This window comes from Streptomyces sp. ALI-76-A (genome assembly GCF_030287445.1).
Taxonomy (GTDB): domain Bacteria; phylum Actinomycetota; class Actinomycetes; order Streptomycetales; family Streptomycetaceae; genus Streptomyces.
This window is the reverse complement of record NZ_JASVWB010000002.1, coordinates 5,355,374-5,379,510: the sequence shown is the minus strand read 5'-3', so window position 1 is coordinate 5,379,510 and position 24,137 is coordinate 5,355,374. Positions and strand designations below refer to the sequence as shown.

The following is a 24,137-nucleotide window of genomic DNA, read 5'->3' as shown; positions in this document are numbered from 1 at the left end:
CGCGGCGCTGACCGGCCAAGTGTGCCGCCGCTCCGGGCGGGTGACCGCGCACTCCGGCGAACTCGGACCTGCTGGGGGTGGCGACCCCGCGGTCACGTCATGAGCAGCAGGGCGCTGCCGGGGTTCCGGGCGGTGACCACACCGACACCGACCCCTGCCGCCGACGCCCGCGCCTACGGGATCTCACGCCAGCTCTGCAGCACGATCTCGAACTGCTGCTGTGTGGTGGCCCAGTCCTCCGCGGGAGAGGCCATGTAGATCGCGTACTCGACCCCGTTCCGGGTGATGTACATCTGGTCGAGAGCCCGGTACGGCCCCGGCGAGTCCGTGTCCTTGGCCTGCGCGGTCCAGCCGTACTCCAGCCGGGAGCCCTGACGGTCCCGGTAGAGCCGACGCTGAAGACTCACCCGCTCGTATTCCATCAGTCTCCGTGCCAACTGCCCGTCCAGATCGACCTGGTGCTCGTACGGGTCGTTGAAGTCCGGCGCGCTGTCCACGGCGATACGGAGAAGATGCTTGCCTCCGTCGGGCGAGTAGTCGATCTGCCGAAGGTCACCCTGATCGCCGAAGACGCTCCGCTGCCAGCCCTTGGGCACCGCAAGGCCGAAACCCAGAGGGTCCTCGACGGACTCCCAGCCGGCAGGGACGGTGCCGTCCGGGGTTTCGCTCGGCTCGTTCGCGGGCGTCGGACTCGGGCTCGGCGACGCGGACACTCCGCTCGTCCGCAGTCCCTCGTGCCACTTCTGCATGACCACCGAGGTCCCTCCGCCGATGATCGCGGCGAGGGCGACGACGAGGGCCAGCGTGCGCAGTCGGCGGCGCCCGGTCGGGGGCGGCGCGGTGGCACCGGCGGGCACCGGACCGAGTGCGGTCGGGCCGCTCGGTCCGACCGGTCCGGTCGAACCGGTCGAGCCGATCGCAGCGGCGTACGGCGTCGGGCGGTACGGCGTGCCTCTGGCCGGCGTGGCGGCGGCCGAGGAGCGCCCGCCGGAGGGGGCCTCCATCTCCTGGCCGGAACCGGCATGGTGGGGGCCGGCATGGTGGGGACCGGCATGGTGGGGACCGGCATGGTGGGGGCCCGTGTAGCGGGAGCCCACATGGTCGGAACCCACATGGCGGGTCCCCGAGTGCTGCGCGGCCGTACCGGGGAGACCTGCGGGCCGCGTGGCCACGTACGCCTGCGCCCCGCTCGGCCGTCGCCCTTCCGCCGCCTCGGCGAGCAGCTGCTCGGCCTCGACCATGCCGGGCCGTACGGCCGGGTCCTTGTGGAGCAGCGCGGCGATGACGGGTCCGAGCGGGCCGGCGTACCGCGGCTCGGCGGGTTCCTCGTCGACGACCGCCTGCATGGTGGTCAGCGGTGTCGTGCGGCGGAACGGCGACCTGCCCTCGACCGCCGTGTACAGCGTGGCGCCGAGCGCCCACAGGTCGGAGGACGGGCCCGGGTCCTGGCCGCGGATCCGCTCGGGGGCGAGGTAGTCGACCGAGCCGACGACCTCTCCGGTACGCGTGATGGTCGTGTCGCCCTCGATCTGGGCGATGCCGAAGTCGGTGAGCAGGACGCGGCCGTCGCGCCCGAGGAGCACGTTTCCGGGCTTCACGTCACGGTGCAGCACCCCGGCGGTGTGCGCGGCGCGCAGCGCCCGCAGCACCCACAGCCCGACGCGGGCGGCCTCCGTCGGCTCGATGCGCCCCTGTTCCTTGACCGCGTCGGCCAGCGAATGGCCCTCGACCAGCTCCATCACGATCCACGGCCGGTTGTCGTGGTCCAGCACGTCGTGCACGGTGACGACCGCGGAGTGGTTGATCCGGGCGGCCGCGCGGGCCTCCGCGCGGGTGCGGGCGAGGAGCACGGCCTGGTCGCTCTCGGACACGTAGAGCGCGGCGGTCAACTCCTTGATGGCGACGGCTCGGTGCAGTACCTCGTCGTGGGCACGCCACACCCGGCCCATGCCGCCCTTGCCCAGCGGCTCGGCGAGCCGGTAGCGCCCCGCGAGGAGCTGGCCCTGCATCTGATCCACGTTGCCCCGCAATGCTCTTGACAGGGTCAGAGTAAGGACCTGTCCCGGCCGAAAGGAACCAGGGAACCGTCAAGGAGACCGCACTGTGACGGTTGTCCCTTCGAGAGACGGGAGTCAACCAACGGGGCACGGTCGGCGTCCCGGCACCCCACGGACGCAGCCCAGGTCGGAGCCCGGGCTCGGTCCTGTCGGCCGGAGGATGCTCCGACGCGTCAGCCCGTCACCTGGTACGTGCCCGACGCCTGCTCGTACAGCCGGGTCACCTCGTCCCGCTCGGCCTCCGGGCCGCGCACCTGCACCACGTGGTACTTCCCGTCGATCAGCATCGCGACGTTGCGCACGTACAGCTCGCGCCCGTCGTCACCGGTCCACGTGAACTGCCCCTCGGCCATGGTCCGCTCGCCCACCTGAATCGTCTTCAGCCCGGTCGCGGTGGCCCAGCTGGAGTCGCGGTACGGCTGGAGCTCCGGCTCCTTCTCCCGTTGGTACACCATCGGGTCGCTGCCGGCCCCGGCCGCGCTGTCCCGCCCCGGAACGACGATGAGCTCGAAGCCGCCGTGCGTGTACACGACCTGTCCGCGCCCGTTGACCGGCGTGCGCTCCCAGCCGTTGGCGACGGCGACCTGGAAGCCCTCGGTGTCCTTGCGCAGGGTGAAACCGTCGGCGACCTCGGGACCGTTGGTCTGCGTCTCGGTGGAGCGGGCGGAGGAGGACGGGCTGCTCTCGGGCCGTGGCGACGTCTGGTCGGGCCGGGGCTCACTGCTCGCCTCCGGTGACCGCTCCGGCGCCGGACCGACCTCGCCGACGGCCCCGGTCCGGTCCGTGCCGCCCTCCGTGCCGGAGTCGGTCTTCGGCATGAAGAGCATGGCGTACGCGATCGCGCCGGCCAGCAGGAGCAGGATCAGCAGGAGCAGGGTCCGGCCGAGCCTGCGCGGCGAACCGGTCCCCTCCCGCGCCCGCTTGTGCCGTCCGTGATGTGCGGGCAGCCCGGCGCGCCGCCTGCGCACCAGCTCGCCCCGGCGCCGTACGACGGGCAGCCGGCTGGTGTCGGCGGGCGGCGCGGCCACGACGTGGGCGCCTGCCTCCGGCTCGGGCGCCGACCGCACCAGCGAGCGCAGCCAGCCGCGCAGTTCCTCGAAGTCCAGCCGCTCGGTCGGGTCCTGCCGCAGCAGCGACTCGACGACCGGCCGCAGCGGCCCGCACTCCTCGGCGAAGGCGGGCGGTTCCGCGCACACCAACTGCACCAGTTCGGCGGTCGACTCCTCCGGATACGGCGCGTGTCCCTGAACGGCCCGGAAGAGCAGCGCGCCCAGCGCCCACAGGTCGGTCGCGGGCCCGATCGGCGCCGCCAGCTGCCAGTTCTCGTGCACGGGCCCGGCCTGCTCCGGCGCCCACCGCTCGGTCACGGGTCCCACGACGGCCATCCGCGCCTGCCGGGCCCGCTCCGCCGCCAACGCGGTCGTGGGCCCGCGCCGCACGGGCGCACCGGCGGCCAGGTCGTCCCACCGGGTGGGCGGCGGGGTCGCGGCACCGGGAGAAGGCGCCGGCGGTCCACCGACGGGCACCGGGCCGAGACCGGCGGAACCGGGCGCCGCACGATGACCGGTGGGTGCGCCGGGGTACACGGCACCACCGCTTCCTCCGGAAGGCAGCGCCGTACGTCCCTGGTCCCTCTGCCCGTCGCCCCCGGCCACCGGCGCTCCACCGCGCGGCGCGGCGCCGTGCCATGAGGCGGCCCGCACACCGTAGGGGTCGGCTATCTGCCCCGGCACCCCGGAACCGGACGACGCCCGCACACCGCTCGCCCCGCCGTACGGCTGCTGCTCCATCCCGGCAGTCCCGGGGTACCGCTCCTGCCCCGCACCGTTCGCCCCGCCGTACGACTGCTCCGTACCACTGCCCAGGGGGTACGGCGGCTGCTGTGCCGAGCCGTTGGCCTGCGCGGCCGGGTCACCCGGGCGGGCGGCGGGCAGAGCCGTCGGGTCGCCCTCGGGGGCGGGACGGGCCCCCGGCAGGGCCGCCCGGCCGTTCTGCGCCTCCTGGACCCGGGCCGCGGCCCGCGCCCCCGCGCGATAGGCGGCGATCGCCCCGGCCCGCGCCGCCCTGATGTCCGTGCCGGTGTCCGCCGCCCGGCGGGCGAGCGCGGCCGACGCCCCGCTCTCCGTGCGCTCCGGCTCCGGGCCGGGAGCCGGCAGTCCGCCGGCCGCCCGCGCCTCGATGGCGGCCCGCCGAGCGGCCTCGGCATCCGTCCCGTCCAGGCCCACGGCACTCACGGGGCCATGACCCACGGGACCACCTGGCCCCTGGGCGACACCGGGGCGACCTCGTTCCTGCGGTCCACCGGCACCCAGAGCACCGCGGGAGCCGTACGCGGCACCACCAGCGCCCGGGCCGCCGAAGCCCTGACCACCGGAACCCGGGGCACCACCACGGAAGCCGCCGGCGCCCGACGGCCCGCCCGTGCCACCCGTCCCTCCGGGCCCCGCGAAACCCCCGCCGTCCTGGGCGGCTCCGCCGGCGGGCCCTCGCCCGTCACCGGACTCCCCGTCCCCGGCGCCCCACGCACTGTCCTCGGCCGGCACCGGGTCGTACCCGCACAGCGCCTCCTCCGCCGCACCCACCGCGAGACCGGTCAGCATCACGCGGCCGTCGTCGCAGACGAGCACCGTGCGCGCGGTGACGTTCCGGTGCACCCAGCCGTGGGCGTGCAGGACCCGCAGGGCCATGATGACGTCGTCGGCGACCTCGGCCGCCCGGTACGGCGTCAGCGGCTTCTCCGCGAGCAACGCCGCCAGGGGCCGCGCGGCCACCAACTCGCTGACGACCCACAGCGACCCGCCCTCGGCGAACACGTCGAAGACCTGGTCGAGCCGTGGGTGGTCGGGGATCCGCGCCGCGGCCTGCGCGGCCTCCACGGCCCGCCGTACGGCCGGATCCGCCGGCCGTCGCACACTCCCGCCCGCGGGCGTGCGCCGCGCCCCGCGGTCCCGCGGGTCCCGGGCCGTGAAACCGTCCGGCAGCCCCTCGGCGTCGAGCACCTCGGCCTCGACGACCTCGGGCAACGGCACTTGCCTGACCAGGACTTCCTGCCCACTGTAGGTGTCGAAGGCCCGGGTCTCGGTGAGTTCGTACTCGTCGGAGGGCGGCAGCGGCAGGCGGTAGCGGTCGGCGAGCACCCGACCCGCATAGTCGTCCACGTTGCCTCCCCCGGCCGCCCGGCTGGTCAATTCCGTTCGCCTCACGGCCCGTTCTGTACCGGTACCTGGCCGCGTACGGTCCGCAAGCACTCACGATACGTGCCGGAGGCAACCCGCAAAGAGGGGATCGCAGATCTCACGCGCCAAACCCCGGATCGAACAAGGGATCGATCAGCGCGCGCCCCCTCACGACTTGGGCCGGAAGGTGTCCGCCAGCGTCTGCCAGGTGGTCTTCCGCAGCTCACTGCCCCAGTTCGCGGCCTTCGCCGTGTACATCAGCCCATACCCCAGTTGGCCGTTGACCACGAACCCCCGGTCGATCACCCGGTACTGTATTCCGCCCTCCACATAGGTGAACTCCCAGTCGGCCGTGTTCCAGCCGCGGTAGTCCACCTTCTCTATTCGGATCCTGTCGTACTGGGAGCGCGTCATGGAGCTTTCCTGGTTCTGCCAGTCCGCCACCGGGTCGCTCTTCGGTGTGGAGGTCCAGCCCACGAGCAGCTTCTGCCCGTCGGGCCCGGTGAACCGGTCTCCCGCGGCACTCGTCGACTGGTACTTCCACCCCTCGGGCAGCCCGATCGAGTAACCCTGAGTTCCCTGATGCGTGGAGGCCGCCGCGCCGCCCCCGGACGAACCCGAGGACCCTGAGGAACCTGAGGAACCGTTCGACCCGGCACCGCTCTCGGCCGACGCGCTCTCCTTGCCGCTCGCCGTGGCCCGGTCACTCGCCGTCGCGGACCCGGTCGCCGAGCCGTCCGCACGGGTACCGCCGCCCTCGTCCTCCTTGGTGTCGGCGCTCCCGGTCGCACTGGCCGTCACCTTGGCACCGCCGCCCTTGGCCCCGTCCGTACCGTCGTCACCGCCGAAGGTGAGCGCCAGCACGGTACCGATCACCGCGAGCGCCACCACCACCGCGATGATCAGCAGGGTCCTGCGCGGCACCACGTCGGTGAGCGGCGCCCTGGGCACGGGCCGCGGCGGCAGGTCCGGGGGCGTCATCACGGGCCATCCGGAACTCCGGTTCTCGGCCGCGCCGTTCGCCCCCTGCGCACTCCCACCCCGAGGCCCGGGCACCGAACCCGACGCGGACCCTCCCGCGGACCCGCCCCTGGCCCCACTCGACGCGGCCGTCCCCGAACCCGAGGAGGACGCGCCACCATCGCCCGAGCCACCGATCCCGTCACCGGTACCGCTACGGAAGCCCGAGGCCCCCGCGCCACTCTCCGTCCCCGAAGCCACGGCACCCCCGCCGAGCCCCGCCCCGGCCGCAAGGCCGGACCCGGCCCCGGAAGCGGGCCGGGACCCGGCCCCGTCCCCCGCTCCGGCGCCAGTTCCGGAACCACCCGTACCGCCATCGGACTTGCCGCGGCCCGCCCCGGCGGACGTCGCCGCCGCTCCCGCCGCCCCGGCGGCCTTCCGCACGGAACGCAGTGCCCCGCGGAACCGCTCGCCGGCCTCCTCGCCCCGCCTGCCCCCGGCGCCGCTCGCCGAACTCGTCCTGCCCGCACGCTCGTCGGGCTGCGGCGGCAGCGGCACCACCTTCGTCGCGTCCAGCGCCGGCTCCGGGGCGCGGATCACGGCGTTGAGCATCGCCCGCGCGCCCGCGTCGTCGAGCCGCTTGGCGGGGTCCTTGGAGAGCAGGCCGTAGATGACGTCCTTCAGCGGACCGGCGTTCTTCGGATCCTCCAGCGGCTCGGTCATCACCGCGGTCAGCGTCGCTATGGCCGACCCCTTGTCGTACGGCGGCACACCCTCGACCGACGCGTACAGCAGCCCGCCCAGCGACCACAGGTCGGCCGCCGGACCCGGCTTGTGCCCGCGTGCCCGCTCCGGCGAGATGTAGGAGGGCGCGCCGACGAGCATGCCGGTCGAGGTGATCGACGGGTCGCCCTCCACCTGGGCGATACCGAAGTCGGTGAGCACGACCCGGCCGTCCTCGGAGATCAGCACGTTCGACGGCTTCACGTCGCGGTGCAGGATGCCCTCGCGGTGCGCGGACCGCAGCACGTCGAGGATCGCCAGGCCCACTTCGGCCGCGCGCTTGGGTTCGAGGAGGCCGTCCTCCCGGATGACCTCGGCGAGCGACTTGCCCTCGACCAGCTCCATCACGATCCACGGCCGGTCGTCCTCTTCGACCACGTCGAAGACCGTCACCGCGCTGTTGTTGCGGATCCGCGCGATCGCCTTGGCCTCACGCAGCGTGCGCGTGATCAGGCGGCGCTTCTCCTCCTCGTCGATATTGGTCGGGAACCGCAGCTCCTTGACGGCGACCGTGCGGCCCAGGGTCTCGTCCTCGGCACGCCACACCGTGCCCATGCCACCGCGGCCGAGCACCCCTCCCAACCGGTACCGCCCGGCGAGAAGACGCTCGCTGTTGTCCTGACGAGTGTCCTGACGGGATGTCCCCGCCCGCTCCGCCTCCGACATGCGTCCCCTCATGCAACCCGCCCTGACAGAGCCTCCATTGTCCCTCACCCGACAAGTGCCCGACGCCCAGGGTGCCCCTGGGGTCGCCGGGCCCGTCGCGCGGCCCGTGACATCCCCCTCCCGGACCTACCGCCCCGGCCTCACCCCATCCGCCGGGCCGTCATTCCCAGGCCGTCACACCGGGGACCACCACCTCCGGGAGCGACAGCCCAACCGCCGTTCCCCGGACCGTCATTCCCGGGACCGTCATCCCCCGGACCGTCATCCCCTGGACCATCTCGCCCTGGATGATCCGGCCCGGACCATCCCGCCCAGGACCGTACCCAGGACGACTGCCCCGGAGCCGCGACTCCAGACCACTGCCGAGCCACAACTCTGGAGACCACCAGCGCTTCCGTAGCCGCGGCCCCACGGACCACCGCTCCCAGAGCCACAACTCCCGCAACCACCACCCCCCGAAGCCCATGGCTCCCGGGACCACTCCTCCCGAAAGCCGTAACTCCCGGGGCCCCCGCACCCCCTCCTCCGCGCCCCTGCATGATGGGCCCCGACAAGGGAGGGCCCTCGCGATGCCACGGCTTCGGACACTGCTGGTCCTGCCCGTGTCCCTGGCCCTCCTCGTCCTGACGCCGGCCGCCTCCTCGGCGCCCGCTGTCCCGCCCTCCGACGCGGTCCTCCCGCTGCTGGTCAGCCAGGGTGGTGCCCCCGCCGCGGCCCTACTGGCCCGCGAGGAAACCGGTACCCGGTACGCCCGGGCGGGCCACGGCATCGCCCGCGCCGATCACTTCCGGGCCGGCAGCGTCACCAAGACCTTCCTCGCCACGGTCGTCCTGCAACTGGCCGCCGAGCACCGGCTGGAGTTGTCCGACAGCGTGGAGCGGCATCTGCCCGGCCTGGTGCGCGGAGCGGGCAACGACGGCCGCGCGCTGACCCTGCGCGCCCTGCTCACCCACACCAGCGGCCTGTACGACTTCACCGCGGACACCGGGGGCCTCACACCCGTCACCCCTGTTCAGGCCGTAGACATCGCGCTCACCCACCCCCCTGACCGCCCGGGCCGCTTCTCGTACTCCAACACCAACTACGTGCTGCTCGGCCTGGTCGTCGAGCAGGTCACCGGCCACTCGTACGCCACCGAGGCCGGACGCCGCGTCATCGCTCCGCTGGGTCTGACGGGCACCTCCTTCCCTGGATCCCGTACCGCCCTGCCCGCCCCGAACGGCCCCGCCTACGCCGCCGACGGAACCGATGTCACCCGGCTCGACCCGCGGGTGGCCGGAGCCGCGGGTGAGCTGGTGACCACGCTCGCCGACCTGGACCGCTTCTACGCGGCCCTGCTCGGCGGACGCCTCCTGCCCTCGCACTGGCTGCGCGAGATGCTGGACACCCGCGCCGCACACGGCTCGTACGGCATGGGGCTGTTCCCGGTGACGCTGCCGTGCGGCACCACGGTGTGGGGGCACAACGGCCGGATCTCCGGCAGCTACGTGCGCACCGCTGCCACCGTCGACGGTCGTCGTGTCCTCACCTTCCGGGTGAACACGGACGCGGTCACAGATCCCGGCCTCGAACCGGCGCTGCTCGCCGCCGAGTTCTGCCCCCGCACCTCGTAGAACGACCCGCTCCCGAACGAAGATCCCGACTCACGACACCCGTTCGAGTGACATCAGCCGACCCAGCCGTTCAGCCGCCCCATCACGCTCGGCGGCCCCGCGACATCCGGCGGGCCCCGCCGCGCTCAGCCGCCACACGACCCTCGGCACGTCCCAGCCCGTTCGGGGCCACGCCACCGTCAGCGGCCCCACGACACTCAGCCGCCCCCGACCCTCGACCGACCGCCCCAGCCCATTCGCGGCCCCACTCTCAGCCGCCCATGACGCTCAGCCGCCCCACCACATTCAGCCGCCCCGCACTCAGCCACCCCACGCCCCTCGCCGGAACCCCGCACACTCGGCCGCCCCACGACGCTCAGCCGTCCCCTACGCTCGCCCGCCCCACGACATTAGGCAGCCCCCTCCACACTCAGCCGCCCCACGCCTCTCGCCAGCCCCGCCAGGACTCAGAACGACGCGATGTCCGGCGCCCCCAGCCTCGCCGCGTCCGCCGTCAGGTCGTCGGGCTGCCGCTGCGACTCCCGTTCCGCCTCCACCCGCTTCTCGTAGTGCTCGACCTCGCGCTCGATCTGGTCCTTGTCCCAGCCGAGCACCGGTGCCATCAGTTCGGCGGCCTCACGGGCGCAGCGGGTGCCCCGGTCGAAGGTCTCGATGGAGATGCGGGTGCGCCGGGTCAGCACGTCGTCGAGGTGCCGCGCGCCCTCGTGGGAGGCGGCGTACACCACCTCGGCGCGCAGGTAGTCCTCGGAGCCCTGCAGGGGATCGCCCAGCGAGCTGTCCACGGCGACCAGGCCGAGGACCTCCTCCGCCATCACGCCGTACCGGTTCAGCAGGTGCTCCACACGCACCACGTGAAGCCCGGTGCGGGCGGCGATCCGGGCCCGCGCGTTCCACAGCGCCCGGTATCCCTCGGCGCCGATCAGCGGGACGTCCTCCGTGACGCACTCCGCGACCCGCATGTCCAGGCCGTGCACGGCCTCGTCCACCGCGTCCTTGGCCATCACCCGGTACGTCGTGTACTTGCCGCCCGCCACCACGACGAGCCCAGGCACCGGATGGGCCACGGTGTGCTCGCGCGACAGCTTGCTGGTGGCGTCCGACTCGCCGGCCAGCAACGGTCGCAGCCCCGCGTACACGCCCTGGACGTCGTCCCTGGTCAGCGGGACCGCGAGGACCGAGTTCACGTGTTCCAGCAGGTAGTCGATGTCGGCGCTGGAGGCGGCCGGGTGCGCCTTGTCGAGGTCCCAGTCGGTGTCGGTCGTACCGACGATCCAGTGCCGGCCCCACGGGATGACGAACAGCACGGACTTCTCGGTGCGCAGGATCAGCCCGGTCGACGAGTGGATGCGGTCCTTCGGGACGACCAGGTGGATGCCCTTGGAGGCCCGGACGTGGAACTGGCCGCGCTCCCCCACCATCGCCTGGGTGTCGTCGGTCCACACGCCTGTCGCGTTCACGACCTGCTTGGCGCGGATCTCGTACTCCCCGCCCGCGTCGACGTCCTGCACCCGGGCGCCGACGACCCGCTCGCCCTCGCGCAGGAAGCCGGTCACCCGCGCGCGGTTGGCGGTCCTGGCCCCGTACGCCGCCGCCGTGCGCACCAGCGTGGTCACGAAGCGGGCGTCGTCCATCTGGGCGTCGTAGTACTGCAACGCGCCCACCAGCGCGTCCTTCTTCAGCGCGGGCGCCACCCGCAGGGCGTGCCGGCGGCTCAGGTGACGGTGCACGGGCAGGCCCCGGCCGTGCCCGCGGGCCATCGACATCGCGTCGTAGAGCGCGACGCCCGAGCCGGCGTACAGGCGCTCCCAGCCCTTGTGCTGGAGCGGGTACAGGAACGGCACCGGCTTCACCAGGTGCGGCGCGAGCCGCTCCAGCAGCAGGCCGCGTTCCTTCAGCGCCTCCCGGACGAGCGCGAAGTCGAGCATCTCCAGATAGCGCAGGCCGCCGTGGATCAGTTTGCTGGACCTGCTGGAGGTGCCGGACGCCCAGTCACGCGCCTCGACCAGGCCCGTGGACAGGCCTCTCGTGACGGCGTCGAGGGCGGTGCCCGCGCCGACCACGCCCGCTCCCACCACCAGCACGTCCAGTTCACGCTCGGCCATTGATGCGAGTGACTCGGCGCGTTGCGCCGGTCCCAGTGTCGCTGTCCTCACCACTGCCTCCGCTGTCGGTCGTGCCGGTGTCACCCGTGAGGAGTGGCCCGGTCCGTATCCCCCATGCCCAAATTCTGACCGGCTTGCCCAAGTTCAGCCACCACGGGCCCGAGCCTGTGGACAACCTTCACGGAGTGCCGGTCGCACCCGCACGGACCGACCAGAAGACACACGGAACCAATCCCGCATAACGGTCATATTTACTCCTAGTCTGACATTGCGCTCGCCCATCCTGTCCACCGGGCTTGCGCACCTGTCCCGCTTCGGTTACTGGGAAGGACGGCCCACGTCATGCCCGCAGATCTCGCCGTGATCGGACTCGGCCCCTACGGACTGCCCCTGGCCCAGGCCGCCGTCGCCGCCGGCATCGCCACCCTGGGCTACCCGACCGGACCCGAGCCCGGCTCCCTCAGCCCCGCCGAACTGCGCCGGATGCTCTCGGGGGGCTTCCGGCACGCCACCGGCCCCGCCGGACTCGGCCGGGTGCGCACCGCCGTCATCTGCGCCCCCACCCCACGGGCCGCGGACGGCGGACTGGACCTGAGCCAGGTGGAGACGGCCGCCCGCACCCTGGCCGCACACCTGCGCCCGCACACCACGGTGATCCTGGAGTCACCCGTGCGGCCGGGGACGACGGAGGACTTCCTGCGTCCACTGCTCGAGGAGGGTTCCGGACTGCGCGCGGGCCGCGACTTCCACCTCGCCTACTCGCCCAGCCGGGTCGACCCCGGCAACCGCGACTTCACGCCCGCCAACACACCCAAGGTGATCGGCGGGCTCACCCCCGCCTGCACCGAGTCGGCCGCCGCCTTCTACGGCCGTCTCACCGACAAGGTGGTACGCGCGCGTGGACCGCGCGAGGCGGAGACCGTGCAGCTCCTGGAGAGCAACTACCGCCACGTCAACATCGCCCTCGTCAACGAGATGGCGGTCCTCTGCCACGACCTGGGCGTCGACCTGTGGGACGTCATCCGCTGCGCCGAGACCAAGCCGTTCGGCTTCCAGGCCTTCCGCCCCGGTCCCGGCGTCGGCGGCCACACCGTCCCCCAGGACCTGGCCGGCAGCGGCTCCGGCCGTACCCTGCGCATGGTGGAACTGGCCCAGCAGGTCAACAGTCAGATGCCCCGGTACGTCATCCAGCGCGCCGCGACCCTCCTCAACGAGCACGGCAAGTCGGCGCGCGGCGCCCGCGTCCTGCTGCTCGGCGTCACCTACAAGCCCGACCTCGCCGACCAGCAGGCCACCCCCGCCCAGGAGATCGCCGTCCGGCTGATGGAGCTGGGCGCCGCCGTCAGCTACCACGACCCGCACGTCCCGTCCTGGAGCGTCCTGGACCGCCCGGTCCCGCGCGCGGACTCGCTCTACGAGGCCGCCGCGGACGCCGATCTGACGATCCTGCTCCAGCAGCACCGCACGTACGACCTCCAGGGCCTGTCGGTGAAGGCCCAGCTGCTGCTGGACACGCGAGGGGCCACGCCGACCGGGGCGGCCCACCGGATCTGAGGGCGAATTTCCGGGTGAACCGGGCAGGGGTGCCTGCTACTCTTCGGCGACTCGTCGCACATGCGTGCGCGGGTTCCGTCGCACGTTCGTGCGCACACCACACCGCTCGTCACCGGTCCCGCGAGGGACGTGGGGGGATTTCTGTCATGGCTCAGTCAACGCCACCGCCGCAGCCCGCCGAGGGCAACCCGTACGCCCAGCAGCCCGGCGCCGCGCCGCAGCCCACCGACGGCGGCAATCCGTACGCCCAGCACCCGGGCGCCGTGCCCCCTCCCCCGGCACCGTTCGCCCCGGCGCCGCCCGCCCAGGCCGGCAGCAACGTCGCTCTCGGCCTGGTCGTCGCCGTCGTCGCCGCCCTGGTGACGGCCGGCATCTACGGCGCCATCGTCGGCGCCACCGAGTACGAGATCGGCTACGCGGCCGTCGGCGTCGGCTTCCTCATCGGCTTCGCCGCGGGCAAGCTCGGCGGCTCCCACCCGGTGTTGCCCGTGGTGAGCGCGGCCCTGTCCCTGGGAGCCGTCTACGCGGGCCAGCTCCTCGGCATCGCGATGATCGGCGCCGACGACAGCGGCATGTCCGTGACGACCATCCTCACGGACTACTTCGACCTGGTGACCAAGAGCTGGAGCGAGGAGGCCGACGTGATGACCTTCCTGTTCCTCGGCATCGGCGCGTTCGCCGCGTTCTCCGGCGCCAAGAAGGCCGCCGCGTAAGCACGTGCCCGCCGCGTGCCCGCTGCGCCGGGTACGTACCGGGAAGGGGCCGCCCACCGTCAGGTGGGCGGCCCCTCCGCGTCGTACCGTCCAACTAGCGCCGGTGCACGGAGTCCGCGACGGTCACCTCGACGCGCTGGAACTCCTTGAGCTCGCTGTAGCCGGTGGTGGCCATGGCGCGGCGCAGGGCGCCGAAGAAGTTCATCGAGCCGTCCGGGGTGTGGGACGGGCCCGCGAGCACCTCCTCGATGGTGCCGACCGTGCCGAGGTCGACCTTCTTGCCGCGCGGCAGCTCCTCGTTGACGGCCTCCATGCCCCAGTGGTGGCCCCGGCCCGGCGCGTCGGTCGCGCGCGCGAGCGGGGAGCCCATCATCACCGCGTCCGCACCGCAGGCGATCGCCTTGGGCAGGTCGCCGGACCAGCCGACGCCGCCGTCCGCGATCACGTGCACGTACCGGCCGCCGGACTCGTCCATGTAGTCGCGGCGGGCCGCGGCCACGTCGGCGACCGCGGTGGCCATCGGTACCTGGATGCCCAGCACGTTGCGCGTGGTGTGCGCCGCGCCGCCGCCGAAGCCGACCAGGACGCCCGCCGCGCCGGTGCGCATCAGGTGCAGGGCCGCGGTGTACGTGGCACAGCCGCCGACGATCACCGGGACGTCGAGCTCGTAGATGAACTGCTTCAGGTTCAGCGGCTCGTGCGAACCGGAGACGTGCTCCGCCGAGACCGTGGTGCCGCGGATGACGAAGATGTCCACGCCCGCGTCCACGACCACCTTGGAGAACTCGGCGGTGCGCTGCGGGGAGAGCGCGGCGGCGGTGACGACGCCCGAGTCACGCACCTCCTTGAGGCGCTGCCCGATCAGTTCCTCCTTGATGGGAGCGGCGTAGATCTCCTGGAGGCGGCGGGTCGCGGCCTCGACCGGCAGGCCGACGATCTCGTCCAGCAGCGGCTGCGGGTCCTCGTGCCGTGTCCACAGGCCTTCGAGGTTCAGCACCCCGAGACCGCCGAGCTCGCCGATGCGGATCGCGGTGGCCGGGGAGACGACCGAGTCCATGGGAGCGGCCAGGAACGGCAGCTCGAAACGGTAGGCGTCGATCTGCCAGGCGATCGAGACCTCCTTCGGGTCCCGCGTACGGCGGCTGGGGACGACGGCGATGTCGTCGAAGGCGTACGCCCGGCGGCCGCGCTTGCCGCGCCCGATCTCGATCTCAGTCACGTGTGTGGCCTTTCCCTGATGCGTTTCAGCGTCTTCCAGTATCGCCGACGGGTACGACAAGGGCGGCCCCGGATGCTGCGGGACCGCCCTCGGCGCACTGCACGCGCGCGTGCGCGTCACTTACGGCTGTAGTTCGGCGCCTCGACCGTCATCTGGATGTCGTGCGGGTGGCTCTCCTTGAGACCCGCCGAGGTGATCCGCACGAAGCGGCCACCTGCCTGCAGCTCCGGGACCGTCCGGCCGCCGACGTAGAACATGGACTGGCGCAGGCCGCCGACCAGCTGGTGGACGACCGAGGAGAGCGGACCGCGGTAGGGCACCTGGCCCTCGATGCCCTCGGGGACCAGCTGCTCGTCGGAGGCGACGCCCTCCTGGAAGTAGCGGTCCTTGGAGAAGGACTTGCGGTCGCCGCGGGACTGCATGGCACCGAGGGAGCCCATGCCGCGGTACGACTTGAACTGCTTGCCGTTGATGAACATCAGCTCGCCCGGGGACTCCTCGCAGCCCGCGAGCAGCGAGCCGAGCATCACCGTGTCGGCGCCCGCGACCAGGGCCTTGGCGATGTCGCCGGAGTACTGCAGACCGCCGTCGCCGATGACCGGGATGCCGGCCTCCTTGGCGGCGAGCGAGGCCTCGTAGATGGCCGTCACCTGCGGGACGCCGATGCCGGCGACCACCCGCGTCGTACAGATGGAACCGGGGCCGACACCGACCTTGATGCCGTCCACACCGGCGTCGATGAGCGCCTGGGCGCCCTCGCGTGTCGCGATGTTGCCGCCGATCACGTCGACGCCCAGGGCGTTCGACTTGATCTTGGCGACCATGTCGCCGACCAGCCGGGAGTGACCGTGCGCGGTGTCGACGACGATGAAGTCGACGCCCGCCTCGATCAGGGCCTGGGCGCGCTCGAAGGCGTCACCGGCCACGCCGACCGCGGCGCCGACGAGGAGCCGGCCCTCGCCGTCCTTCGCGGCGTGCGGGTACTTCTCCGCCTTGACGAAGTCCTTGACGGTGATCAGGCCCTTGAGGGCGCCCGCGTCGTCGACCAGCGGAAGCTTCTCGATCTTGTGCTTGCGCAGCAGCTCCATGGCTTCCGCGCCGGAGATGCCGACCTTGCCGGTGACCAACGGCATCGGCGTCATGACCTCGCGCACCCGGCGGGAGCGGTCCGTCTCGAAGGCCATGTCGCGGTTGGTGACGATGCCGAGCAGCTTCTTCTCGCCGTCGGTGACCGGAACGCCGCTGATGCGGAACTTGGCGCACAGCGCGTCGGCCTCGCCGAGCGTGGCGTCCGGGTGGATCGTGATCGGATCGGCGACCATGCCCGACTCGGAGCGCTTCACCAGGTCGACCTGGTTGGCCTGGTCCTCGATGGACAGGTTGCGGTGCAGCACACCGACGCCGCCCTGGCGGGCCATCGCGATGGCCATGCGCGACTCGGTGACCTTGTCCATGGCGGCGGACAGGAGCGGGATGTTGACCCGCACGTTCTTGGAGACGTACGAGGCGGTGTCGATCGCGTCGGGCGCCATGTCCGACGGGCCCGGCAGCAGCAGCACGTCGTCGTAGGTCAGCCCGAGCGTCGCGAATTTTCCGGGCACTCCGTCGACGTTGGCAGTCATGACACCTTCCCCAAATGGCCTTGATCGGTGCGGATGTCCATGCTAACGGGAAGCGAAGGTCCCGAATTCCACGGTTCCGGGTCGCTCCGGGCGTCCCGGGGCTTCAGATGTTCGTACGTGAGCGCCGCGGCGCCTGTTCACCGGGTCCTACTGCTCCGCCAGCGCCCGCAGCCTGCTCAGCGCCCGGTGCTGGGCCACACGGACCGCACCGGGTGACATTCCCAACATCTGCCCCGTCTCCTCCGCCGTCAAGCCCACCGCGATCCGCAGCAGCAGCAGCTCGCGCTGGTTCTCGGGCAGGTTGGCCAGCAGTTTCTTGGCCCATTCGGCGTCGCTGCTCAGCAGCGCCCGCTCCTCCGGGCCGAGGGAGTCGTCCGGCCGCTCGGGCATCTCGTCCGAGGGGACGGCCGTCGAGCCGGGGTGCCGCATCGCCGCCCGCTGGAGGTCGGCGACCTTGTGCGCGGCGATGGCGAAGACGAACGCCTCGAACGGACGTCCGGTGTCCTTGTAGCGCGGCAGGGCCAGCAGGACCGCGACGCAGACCTCCTGGGCGAGGTCCTCGACGAAGTGCCGGGCGTCGCCCGGAAGCCGGGACAGACGGGTACGGCAGTAGCGCAGGGCCAGGGGGTGGACATGAGCCAGCAGGTCGTGCGTGGCCTGCTCGTCCCCGTCGACGGCGCGGTGGACGAGCCCGCCGATCGCCCCCGGGGCCGTGCCCGCCTCGTCGTCGCGCATCGATCCATGGTGCCTTGACGGCGTGCGATCCGTGGCATCGCGCTGGTCGTTGTGCACCGAAGCGTTATGAGCAGGTGCGCCGGAACTCATTCCTCGCGCCCTCCCCTCCCGCTCGTCCGACTCGTCCCCGAGGAACTCCACACCTCAAGGATGCGGCATCCGCGGCGAAACCAGCAGCGGGCATCCGGCGGGCCCTTTCACCGAGCGCCTCCGGGGAGGTACGGGTACGGCCCCGGCGTCCGGCGCCGCAGCCGGCACATGCTCCCGGCGGGCCGGGCAGCGGCCCTCGACGGGAGTCCCCGCGCTCCGGCGGAGCCGGGAGTGGCGGGGCAACGACCGGGATCTGCAACCGGTGCGGCGAGCGCGCGCCGGGCGGTGCGGGGGCGCGCCCCACCTTCCCCCGGCTGTCCCGGCCCCGCCCGCCTCGTGGCGGACGGGGATGCCCGTATCCCCGCTTCGGCCCACGCGCCCCCGCTCAGCGCACCAGGCCCCACCGGAAACCGAGCGCCACGGCGTGGGCCCGGTCCGAGGCGCCCAGCTTCTTGAACAGCCGCCGGGCGTGTGTCTTGACGGTGTCCTCGGAGAGGAACAGCTCACGGCCGATCTCCGCGTTGGAGCGGCCGTGGCTCATGCCTTCGAGGACCTGGATCTCACGCGCGGTGAGCGTGGGCGCGGCGCCCATCTCGGCGGAGCGCAGCCGACGGGGAGCCAGCCGCCAGGTCGGGTCGGCGAGCGCCTGCGTGACGGTCGCCCGCAGTTCCGCGCGGGAGGCGTCCTTGTGCAGGTAGCCGCGGGCGCCGGCGGCGACCGCGAGGGCCACGCCGTCGAGGTCCTCGGCGACGGTGAGCATGATGATGCGCGCCCCCGGGTCGGCGGACAGCAGCCGCCGGACGGTCTCGACGCCGCCCAGTCCGGGCATGCGTACGTCCATCAGAATCAGGTCCGAACGGTCGGCGCCCCAGCGGCGGAGGACTTCCTCGCCGTTGGCCGCGGTCGTCACGCGCTCGACGCCGGGCACGGTCGCGACCGCGCGGCGGAGCGCCTCTCGGGCAAGCGGGGAGTCGTCGCAGACGAGGACGGATGTCATGACCGTCCTCCGCAGCTGATGCACGTCACCTTGAGCCTCCAGGCTGGTACGAAATCGTCACCTGTGCGGTCGACCGTCTCGGACGCCTGCCCGAGCGCTTGTGTTTCCAACCGCCTCCGCACTCTCAACGACGGTCACTCGAAAGAGTTACGGGGCCGTGTGCCATCTTCGGCACTCTACGTGAGGGCTCGGACACGGTGCAGACATGCGCGGCGCACCGGCGGCCTTTCATTACAAGGCGTGCCCCATTCAGCCGCATTTCTTCCTATTTGCCGGTGTCTGGAGCTAGATTCGCAATGAGTCATATTTTCATCTCCTTAGATCGTAGATGTACGGTCGTGGACACCGTATCCGCCCAGAACGGCGACAAGGGGTCACGCAATGGCAGATTTCTCCCGCCTTCCCGGACCGAACGCGGACCTGTGGGACTGGCAGCTCCTGGCCGCCTGCCGCGGGGTGGACAGCTCGCTCTTCTTTCATCCGGAGGGCGAGCGCGGGGCGGCCCGGAGCGCTCGTGAGAACTCGGCCAAGGAGGTCTGCATGAGGTGCCCGGTGCGTGCGCAGTGCGCGGCGCACGCGCTGGCGGTGAGGGAGCCGTACGGCGTCTGGGGCGGGCTGACCGAGGACGAGCGCGAGGAACTCATGGGGCGGGCGCGCCACCGGCTGGTGTCGGCGTCGGCCGGCGGTGGTGACACCGCTTCGAACAGCTGAAGGAACGTTTCTGCAAGGCGGGCACGCGTAGGCGTGCCCTTGTTTTTTCCGGCGGGTTCTTCCGGCGGTCGACGGCAGGCGCTGCGGACGGACCGTCGTCAGCGGGCCGCGGCCAGCGTCAGCTGGTCCAGCGTCGCCGCCACCGCCGGCACCTGCGCCAGGTCGGGCAGCGTGAGGGCGACGATCTCCCGGCGCACCGCCGGTTCCAGGGTCACCGTGCGCGCGCCCCGGGGCCGTACGGACTCGACGGCGAGCTGGGGCAGGACGGCGACCCCGAGGCCGGCGCCCACCAGGCCCACCACCGCCGGATAGTCGTCGGTCGCGAAGTCGATGCGGGGCGTGAAGCCGGCGCCCTCGCACACCTCCACCAGTTGCCCGCGACAGCGCGGGCAGCCCGCGATCCACGGCTCCCGGGCGAGTTCCCCGATGGCGACGGACGACGCGCGCGCGAGGCGGTGCCGTTCGGGGACGAGGGCGACCAGACGGTCCGTCAGCAGGGGCCGCACGACGAGGTCGTCCCACTCCTCGGCGCCCGCCGCGCCCTCGTAGCGGAAGGCGAGGGCCACATCGCAGTCACCCTCGCGCAGGAGTTCGACGGACCGGGGCGGCTCGGCCTCCTCCAGCGAGACACGGGTGCCCGGGTGTTCGGCGCGCAGGGCGGCGAGGGCGGCGGGGACGAGCGTGGAGCTGCCGCTGGGGAAGGAGACGAGCCGGACCCGGCCCGCGCGCAGGCCCGCGATGGCGGCGACCTCCTCCTCGGCCGCGGTCAGCCCGGAGAGGATCCCGGCGGCGTGCCGTACGAGGGCCTCGCCGGCCTGGGTCAGCCGCATCTCACGTCCGGTGCGGATCAGCAGGGGGGTGCCCACGGACGCCTCCAGGGCCTTCATCTGCTGGCTGACGGCGGGCTGGGTGCAGCCCAGTTCGCGTCCCGCCGCCGAGAAGGAGCCGGTGGCGGCGACGGCGCGCAGCACGCGGAGATGACGGGCCTCGATCACGCCACCGAGCATAAGCGGGCCTTGGGGACGGTGCCGGATAATGCGTCGACGCTTTGCCGGTCCGCCTCGTACCGTGCCGTCATGAAGCTGCTGTCGGTGAATGTGGGCCGCGCGAAGGCCGTTCCGTACACGGACCACCCGGAGGGCGTGACCGGCATCGACAAACGGCCGGCCGAGGGGCCCGTGCGGGTGGCGGCCCCCGGCCCCAAGGGCGTCGGCGGAAGCGGACTGGCCGGGGACGCGGTGTGCGAGCGGCGGCATCACGGCGGTGACGACCAGGCCGTGTACGCGGTGGCCCGCGAGGACCTGGACGACTGGGAGCGCGAGCTGGGGCGCCCGCTGGCGAACGGCGTCTTCGGGGAGAACCTCACCACCCTGGGCATCGACGTCTCCGGCGCGCTGATCGGCGAGCGCTGGCGCATCGGGTCCGAGGTGGTGCTGGAGGTCAGCAGCGGGCGGATACCGTGCCGCACCTTCCAGGGCCACATGGGTGAACGGCAGTGGGTGAAGCGGTTCACCCGCAGGGGAGCGTCGGGCGCGTATCTGCGGGTGGTCGAACCGGGTGAGATCCGTGCCGGGGATCCCGTCGAGATCGTCCACCGTCCCGAGCACGACGTGACGGTGGCCCTGGCGTTCCGGGCCGTCACGACCGGGCGTGAACTACAGCCGCGGCTGCTGGCGGCGGGCGGGGCGCTGCACCCGGAGCTGCGGGAGTCGGCGCTGAGGTACGTGGCGGAACACGGAGTCCGCTGAGCGCCCGCGGGGGCCGCCGTCCCCGGCGGCTGCGCCGATGGTGGAGGGCTTGTGCGCGGTGCGGACGGGCGCGGTCCCGGTCACTAACCTTGCGCCATGACAACGGCTCTCATCACGGGATCGACCGCGGGCATCGGTGCCGCGTTCGCACGGCGGCTGGCAGCGGACGGGCACAACCTCGTCCTGGTCGCCCGCGACACCAAGCGGCTGCGGGACCAGGCGACCGAACTGCACGACCGGCACGGCATCGAGGCGGAGGTGGTCACCGCCGACCTGGCGACGGACGACGGCATCGAAGCGGTGGCCGCCCGGCTCGGCGACCGCAGGAACCCCGTCGACCTGCTGATCAACAACGCGGGCTTCGGCAACAAGGGCCGCTATCTCGACGTTCCCATGGCCGACGAGCTGACCATGCTCAAGGTGCACTGCGAGGCGGTGCTGCGGCTGACGTCGGCGGCGGCCGAGGCGATGCGGGAGCGGGGGCGCGGCGGTGTCGTCAACGTCGCCTCGGTGGCGGCCTTCCTGCCGCGCGGAACGTACGGGGCGTCGAAGGCGTGGGTCGTGCAGTTCACGCAGGGCGCGGCGAAGGACCTGGCGGGCAGTGGGGTGCGGCTGATGGCGCTGTGCCCCGGGTTCGTACGCACCGAGTTCCATCAGCGGGCCGGGATGGGCACGGACAACATCCCGGACTGGATGTGGCTGGACGCGGACAAGCTGGTGGCGGCGGCGCTGGCGGATCTGGCGCGCGGCAGGACGGTGTCCATTCCGGATCCGCGGTACAAGGCGCTGATGGGGCTGGCGAAGGTCGCGCCGCGGTCGCTGCTGGGCGGGATCTCGTCGCGGACGGGGCGCAAGTACGGGCCTCAGTAGGAAAGGGGTGGCCTCACGTCTCCGGTGGGAGAATGGGGGGACCTGACCGCGCCCAGGGGGGACGGAGGCGGTGTCATGACGTTCGTACAGCTCATCGAGTGCAGGACCAGCCGGTTCGACGAGATGAACCGGCTGTTGGACACATGGGTCGAGCAGACCAAGGGGAAGCGGACCGCGACGCACGCGGTGGTGGGCAAGGACCGCGCGGACGCGTCGCACTTCATCGAGATCGTGGAGTTCCCGTCGTACGAGGAGGCGATGCGCAACTCCGGGCTGCCGGAGACCGACCGGATCTTCCAGGACATGGTCGCCCTGTGCGACGCCGAGCCGACGTTCACCGACCTGGACGTGGTGCGGGACGAGCAGCTCGATCCGGACCTGGCGCGGGAGTTCTTCGAGCTGGCCGGGCGCGGTGAGCCGGGGCTGCTGTTCGAGCGGTTCTCCGACGACTACGTCGACCACGATCCGGCGCATCCCGCGGATCTGGGACTGCGGGGGGCGCAGGAGGAGTACGCGGGATGGCGGCGGGCCTTCGACTTCGCCTTCCGTGTCGACGACCAGGTCGCGCAGGACGGGCGGGTGTGCACCCGCTGGACCTGGACCGGCCGGCACCAGGGCGACTTCCTGGGGATCGCGGCCACCGGTCAGGAGGTCACCATGACCGGCATGACCTGGCACCGGTTCCGGGACGGGCGGATCTGCGAGGGCTGGTGGCAGTACGACCGGGCCGGGCTGCTGGAGCAGCTGGGGGTACTGGGGGAATGACCCGCGAAGGGGAAGGGCCCCGGTCCGGCACTCGGGTGCGGATCGGGGCCCTTTGCGCGAGCGGGTCGCTCGGTGGGAGGTCGCTCAGTGGGAGTGGCTGTGGCCGTGGCCACCGGCGGCCGGCTCTTCCTCTTCCTTCTTCTCGACGACCAGGGTCTCGGTCGTCAGGAGGAGGGAGGCGATGGAGGCGGCGTTCTCCAGGGCGGAGCGGGTGACCTTGACCGGGTCGATGACGCCGGCCTTGACCAGGTCGCCGTACTCGCCGGTGGCGGCGTTGAAGCCCTGGCCCGCGTCGAGCTCGGCGACCTTGGCGGTGATGACGTAACCCTCCAGGCCGGCGTTCTCGGCGATCCAGCGCAGCGGCTCGACGACCGCGCGGCGGACGACGGCGACACCGGTGGCCTCGTCGCCGGTCTTGTCGAGGTTGCCCTCGAGGACCTTGGCGGCGTGGACGAGCGCGGAGCCACCACCGGAGACGATGCCCTCCTCGACCGCGGCGCGGGTCGCGGAGATGGCGTCCTCCAGACGGTGCTTCTTCTCCTTGAGCTCCACCTCGGTGGCGGCGCCGACCTTGATCACGCACACGCCGCCGGCCAGCTTCGCGAGGCGCTCCTGGAGCTTCTCGCGGTCCCAGTCGGAGTCCGTGTTCTCGATCTCGGCCTTGATCTGGGCGACGCGGCCCGTGACGTCCGCCGAGTCGCCGGCGCCGTCGACGACGGTCGTGTCGTCCTTGGTGACCGTGACACGGCGGGCGGAGCCCAGCACGTCCAGGCCGACCTGGTCGAGCTTGAGGCCGACCTCCTCGGAGACGACCGTGGCGCCGGTGAGGATCGCCAGGTCCTGGAGCATCGCCTTGCGGCGGTCACCGAAGCCGGGGGCCTTGACCGCGACCGCGTTGAAGGTGCCGCGGATCTTGTTCACGACCAGGGTCGACAGGGCCTCGCCCTCGACGTCCTCGGCGATGATCAGGAGCGGCTTGGAGGAGTTGGTCTGGATGACCTTCTCCAGCAGCGGCAGCAGGTCGGCGATCGAGGAGATCTTGCCCTGGTTGATCAGGATGTACGGCTCGTCGAGGACGGCCTCCATGCGCTCCTGGTCCGTCACGAAGTACGGCGACAGGTAGCCCTTGTCGAAGGCCATGCCCTCGGTGAAGTCCAGCTCCAGACCGAAGGTGTTGGACTCCTCGACGGTGATGACACCGTCCTTGCCGACCTTGTCCATCGCCTCGGCGATGAGCTCGCCGACCTGGCTGTCCTGGGCGGACAGACCGGCGACGGCGGCGATGTCGGACTTCTCGTCGATCGGACGGGCGGTCGCGAGGAGCTCCTCGGAGATCGCCTTGACCGCGGCGTCGATGCCCTTCTTCAGGGCGGCCGGGGAGGCACCCGCGGCGACGTTGCGCAGGCCCTCGCGCACCAGCGCCTGGGCGAGCACGGTGGCGGTGGTGGTGCCGTCACCCGCGATGTCGTTGGTCTTGGTCGCCACCTCCTTCACCAGCTGGGCGCCGAGGTTCTCGTACGGGTCGTCGAGCTCGACCTCGCGGGCGATGGTGACGCCGTCGTTGGTGATGGTGGGGGCGCCGAACTTCTTGTCGATGACGACGTTGCGGCCCTTGGGGCCGATCGTCACCTTGACCGTGTCGGCGAGCTTGTTGACGCCGCGCTCGAGGGCGCGACGGGCGTCCTCGTCGAACTTCAGGATCTTCGCCATGGGAGCGTGAGCCCTCTCGGAAATCTAGGTGAAATTGACCGCGCCC

At 72.3% G+C, this 24,137-nt stretch carries 17 protein-coding genes; 7 read left to right on the top strand and 10 right to left on the bottom strand.

Translation table 11 applies throughout. The annotated features are described in order from the left end of the window. Positions 1-173 precede the first annotated feature (173 nt). The 3 genes from QQS16_RS25205 to QQS16_RS25195 form a co-directional block, all read right to left on the bottom strand. Entirely contained in the window at positions 174-2,009 is a 1,836-nt protein-coding gene (locus QQS16_RS25205; RefSeq protein ID WP_286064125.1) for a serine/threonine-protein kinase, read from the bottom strand. Between the two features lie 221 nt (positions 2,010-2,230). Next, on the bottom strand, positions 2,231-5,215 hold the full coding sequence (locus QQS16_RS25200) for a serine/threonine kinase C-terminal domain-containing protein (protein WP_286064124.1): 2,985 nt from the start codon (positions 5,213-5,215) through the stop codon (positions 2,231-2,233). 186 nt (positions 5,216-5,401) lie between these two features. Further along, positions 5,402-7,642, bottom strand: a complete 2,241-nt coding sequence (locus QQS16_RS25195) for a serine/threonine-protein kinase (RefSeq protein ID WP_286066443.1) — start codon at positions 7,640-7,642, stop codon at positions 5,402-5,404. A gap of 569 nt (positions 7,643-8,211) precedes the next feature. Here QQS16_RS25195 and QQS16_RS25190 point away from each other — a divergent pair. Further along, on the top strand, positions 8,212-9,255 hold the full coding sequence (locus tag QQS16_RS25190) for a serine hydrolase domain-containing protein (protein ID WP_286064123.1): 1,044 nt from the start codon (positions 8,212-8,214) through the stop codon (positions 9,253-9,255). A 446-nt stretch (positions 9,256-9,701) separates the two neighbouring features. Here QQS16_RS25190 and QQS16_RS25185 read toward each other — a convergent pair whose 3' ends face one another. Next, on the bottom strand, positions 9,702-11,408 hold the full coding sequence (locus tag QQS16_RS25185; RefSeq protein WP_286064122.1) for a glycerol-3-phosphate dehydrogenase/oxidase: 1,707 nt from the start codon (positions 11,406-11,408) through the stop codon (positions 9,702-9,704). Positions 11,409-11,699: 291 nt separating this feature from the next. On the opposite strand from QQS16_RS25185, the gene QQS16_RS25180 reads away from it, so the two are divergent. Next, a complete protein-coding gene (locus QQS16_RS25180; protein ID WP_286064121.1) occupies positions 11,700-12,911 on the top strand; it encodes a nucleotide sugar dehydrogenase in 1,212 nt (403 codons plus the stop codon). A gap of 146 nt (positions 12,912-13,057) precedes the next feature. Next, positions 13,058-13,624, top strand: coding sequence for a hypothetical protein (locus QQS16_RS25175; RefSeq protein ID WP_286064120.1), 567 nt, complete (start codon positions 13,058-13,060; stop codon positions 13,622-13,624). A gap of 94 nt (positions 13,625-13,718) precedes the next feature. Here the strand turns inward: QQS16_RS25175 and QQS16_RS25170 are convergent, their stop codons facing one another. The 4 genes from QQS16_RS25170 to QQS16_RS25155 all read right to left on the bottom strand — a co-directional run bounded on the left by QQS16_RS25170 (position 13,719) and on the right by QQS16_RS25155 (position 18,287). Next, positions 13,719-14,843, bottom strand: a complete 1,125-nt coding sequence (locus tag QQS16_RS25170) for a GuaB3 family IMP dehydrogenase-related protein (protein WP_286064119.1) — start codon at positions 14,841-14,843, stop codon at positions 13,719-13,721. Between the two features lie 116 nt (positions 14,844-14,959). Continuing rightward, complete coding sequence (gene guaB / locus QQS16_RS25165; RefSeq protein ID WP_286064118.1) at positions 14,960-16,465, bottom strand: IMP dehydrogenase; 1,506 nt, start codon at positions 16,463-16,465, stop codon at positions 14,960-14,962. A 147-nt stretch (positions 16,466-16,612) separates the two neighbouring features. Continuing rightward, entirely contained in the window at positions 16,613-17,200 is a 588-nt protein-coding gene (locus QQS16_RS25160; RefSeq protein WP_286064117.1) for a sigma-70 family RNA polymerase sigma factor, read from the bottom strand. Positions 17,201-17,675: 475 nt separating this feature from the next. Beyond that, positions 17,676-18,287: a response regulator transcription factor gene (locus QQS16_RS25155; RefSeq protein WP_003948568.1), complete on the bottom strand. Its 612-nt coding sequence runs from the start codon at positions 18,285-18,287 to the stop codon at positions 17,676-17,678. A 381-nt stretch (positions 18,288-18,668) separates the two neighbouring features. Between QQS16_RS25155 and QQS16_RS25150 the strand changes: the two genes are divergently transcribed. Further along, a complete protein-coding gene (locus QQS16_RS25150; RefSeq protein ID WP_286064116.1) occupies positions 18,669-18,998 on the top strand; it encodes a WhiB family transcriptional regulator in 330 nt (109 codons plus the stop codon). Positions 18,999-19,096: 98 nt separating this feature from the next. On the opposite strand, the gene QQS16_RS25145 is transcribed toward QQS16_RS25150, so the two are convergent. After that, the gene (locus tag QQS16_RS25145; RefSeq protein WP_286064115.1) at positions 19,097-19,993 is read right to left on the bottom strand and encodes a LysR family transcriptional regulator; all 897 of its coding nucleotides are present in this window, start codon (positions 19,991-19,993) and stop codon (positions 19,097-19,099) included. 81 nt (positions 19,994-20,074) lie between these two features. Between QQS16_RS25145 and QQS16_RS25140 the strand changes: the two genes are divergently transcribed. The 3 genes from QQS16_RS25140 to QQS16_RS25130 all read left to right on the top strand — a co-directional run bounded on the left by QQS16_RS25140 (position 20,075) and on the right by QQS16_RS25130 (position 22,381). Further along, positions 20,075-20,746 carry an MOSC domain-containing protein gene (locus tag QQS16_RS25140; RefSeq protein WP_286064114.1) on the top strand — a complete coding sequence of 224 codons (672 nt, stop codon included), beginning with the start codon at positions 20,075-20,077 and terminating at the stop codon, positions 20,744-20,746. Between the two features lie 96 nt (positions 20,747-20,842). Further along, on the top strand, positions 20,843-21,616 hold the full coding sequence (locus QQS16_RS25135; protein WP_286064113.1) for an SDR family NAD(P)-dependent oxidoreductase: 774 nt from the start codon (positions 20,843-20,845) through the stop codon (positions 21,614-21,616). Between the two features lie 75 nt (positions 21,617-21,691). After that, positions 21,692-22,381, top strand: coding sequence for an ester cyclase (locus QQS16_RS25130; protein ID WP_286064112.1), 690 nt, complete (start codon positions 21,692-21,694; stop codon positions 22,379-22,381). Between the two features lie 84 nt (positions 22,382-22,465). Here the strand turns inward: QQS16_RS25130 and groL are convergent, their stop codons facing one another. Further along, a complete protein-coding gene (groL, locus tag QQS16_RS25125) occupies positions 22,466-24,091 on the bottom strand; it encodes a chaperonin GroEL (RefSeq protein ID WP_286064111.1) in 1,626 nt (541 codons plus the stop codon). Positions 24,092-24,137 lie beyond the last annotated feature (46 nt).

What these genes read in the sequence shown, in the direction of transcription:
- QQS16_RS25205 (WP_286064125.1), bottom strand. Translation starts at nt 2,009, where the DNA reads ATGCAGGGCCAGCTCCTCGCGGGGCGCTACCGGCTCGCCGAGCCGCTG.
- QQS16_RS25195 (WP_286066443.1), bottom strand. Translation starts at nt 7,642, where the DNA reads ATGTCGGAGGCGGAGCGGGCGGGGACATCCCGTCAGGACACTCGTCAG.
- QQS16_RS25190 (WP_286064123.1), top strand. Translation starts at nt 8,212, where the DNA reads ATGCCACGGCTTCGGACACTGCTGGTCCTGCCCGTGTCCCTGGCCCTC.
- QQS16_RS25180 (WP_286064121.1), top strand. Translation starts at nt 11,700, where the DNA reads ATGCCCGCAGATCTCGCCGTGATCGGACTCGGCCCCTACGGACTGCCC.
- QQS16_RS25175 (WP_286064120.1), top strand. Translation starts at nt 13,058, where the DNA reads ATGGCTCAGTCAACGCCACCGCCGCAGCCCGCCGAGGGCAACCCGTAC.
- guaB (WP_286064118.1), bottom strand. Translation starts at nt 16,465, where the DNA reads ATGACTGCCAACGTCGACGGAGTGCCCGGAAAATTCGCGACGCTCGGG.
- QQS16_RS25160 (WP_286064117.1), bottom strand. Translation starts at nt 17,200, where the DNA reads ATGCGCGACGACGAGGCGGGCACGGCCCCGGGGGCGATCGGCGGGCTC.
- QQS16_RS25155 (WP_003948568.1), bottom strand. Translation starts at nt 18,287, where the DNA reads ATGACATCCGTCCTCGTCTGCGACGACTCCCCGCTTGCCCGAGAGGCG.
- QQS16_RS25150 (WP_286064116.1), top strand. Translation starts at nt 18,669, where the DNA reads ATGGCAGATTTCTCCCGCCTTCCCGGACCGAACGCGGACCTGTGGGAC.
- QQS16_RS25140 (WP_286064114.1), top strand. Translation starts at nt 20,075, where the DNA reads ATGAAGCTGCTGTCGGTGAATGTGGGCCGCGCGAAGGCCGTTCCGTAC.
- QQS16_RS25135 (WP_286064113.1), top strand. Translation starts at nt 20,843, where the DNA reads ATGACAACGGCTCTCATCACGGGATCGACCGCGGGCATCGGTGCCGCG.
- QQS16_RS25130 (WP_286064112.1), top strand. Translation starts at nt 21,692, where the DNA reads ATGACGTTCGTACAGCTCATCGAGTGCAGGACCAGCCGGTTCGACGAG.
- groL (WP_286064111.1), bottom strand. Translation starts at nt 24,091, where the DNA reads ATGGCGAAGATCCTGAAGTTCGACGAGGACGCCCGTCGCGCCCTCGAG.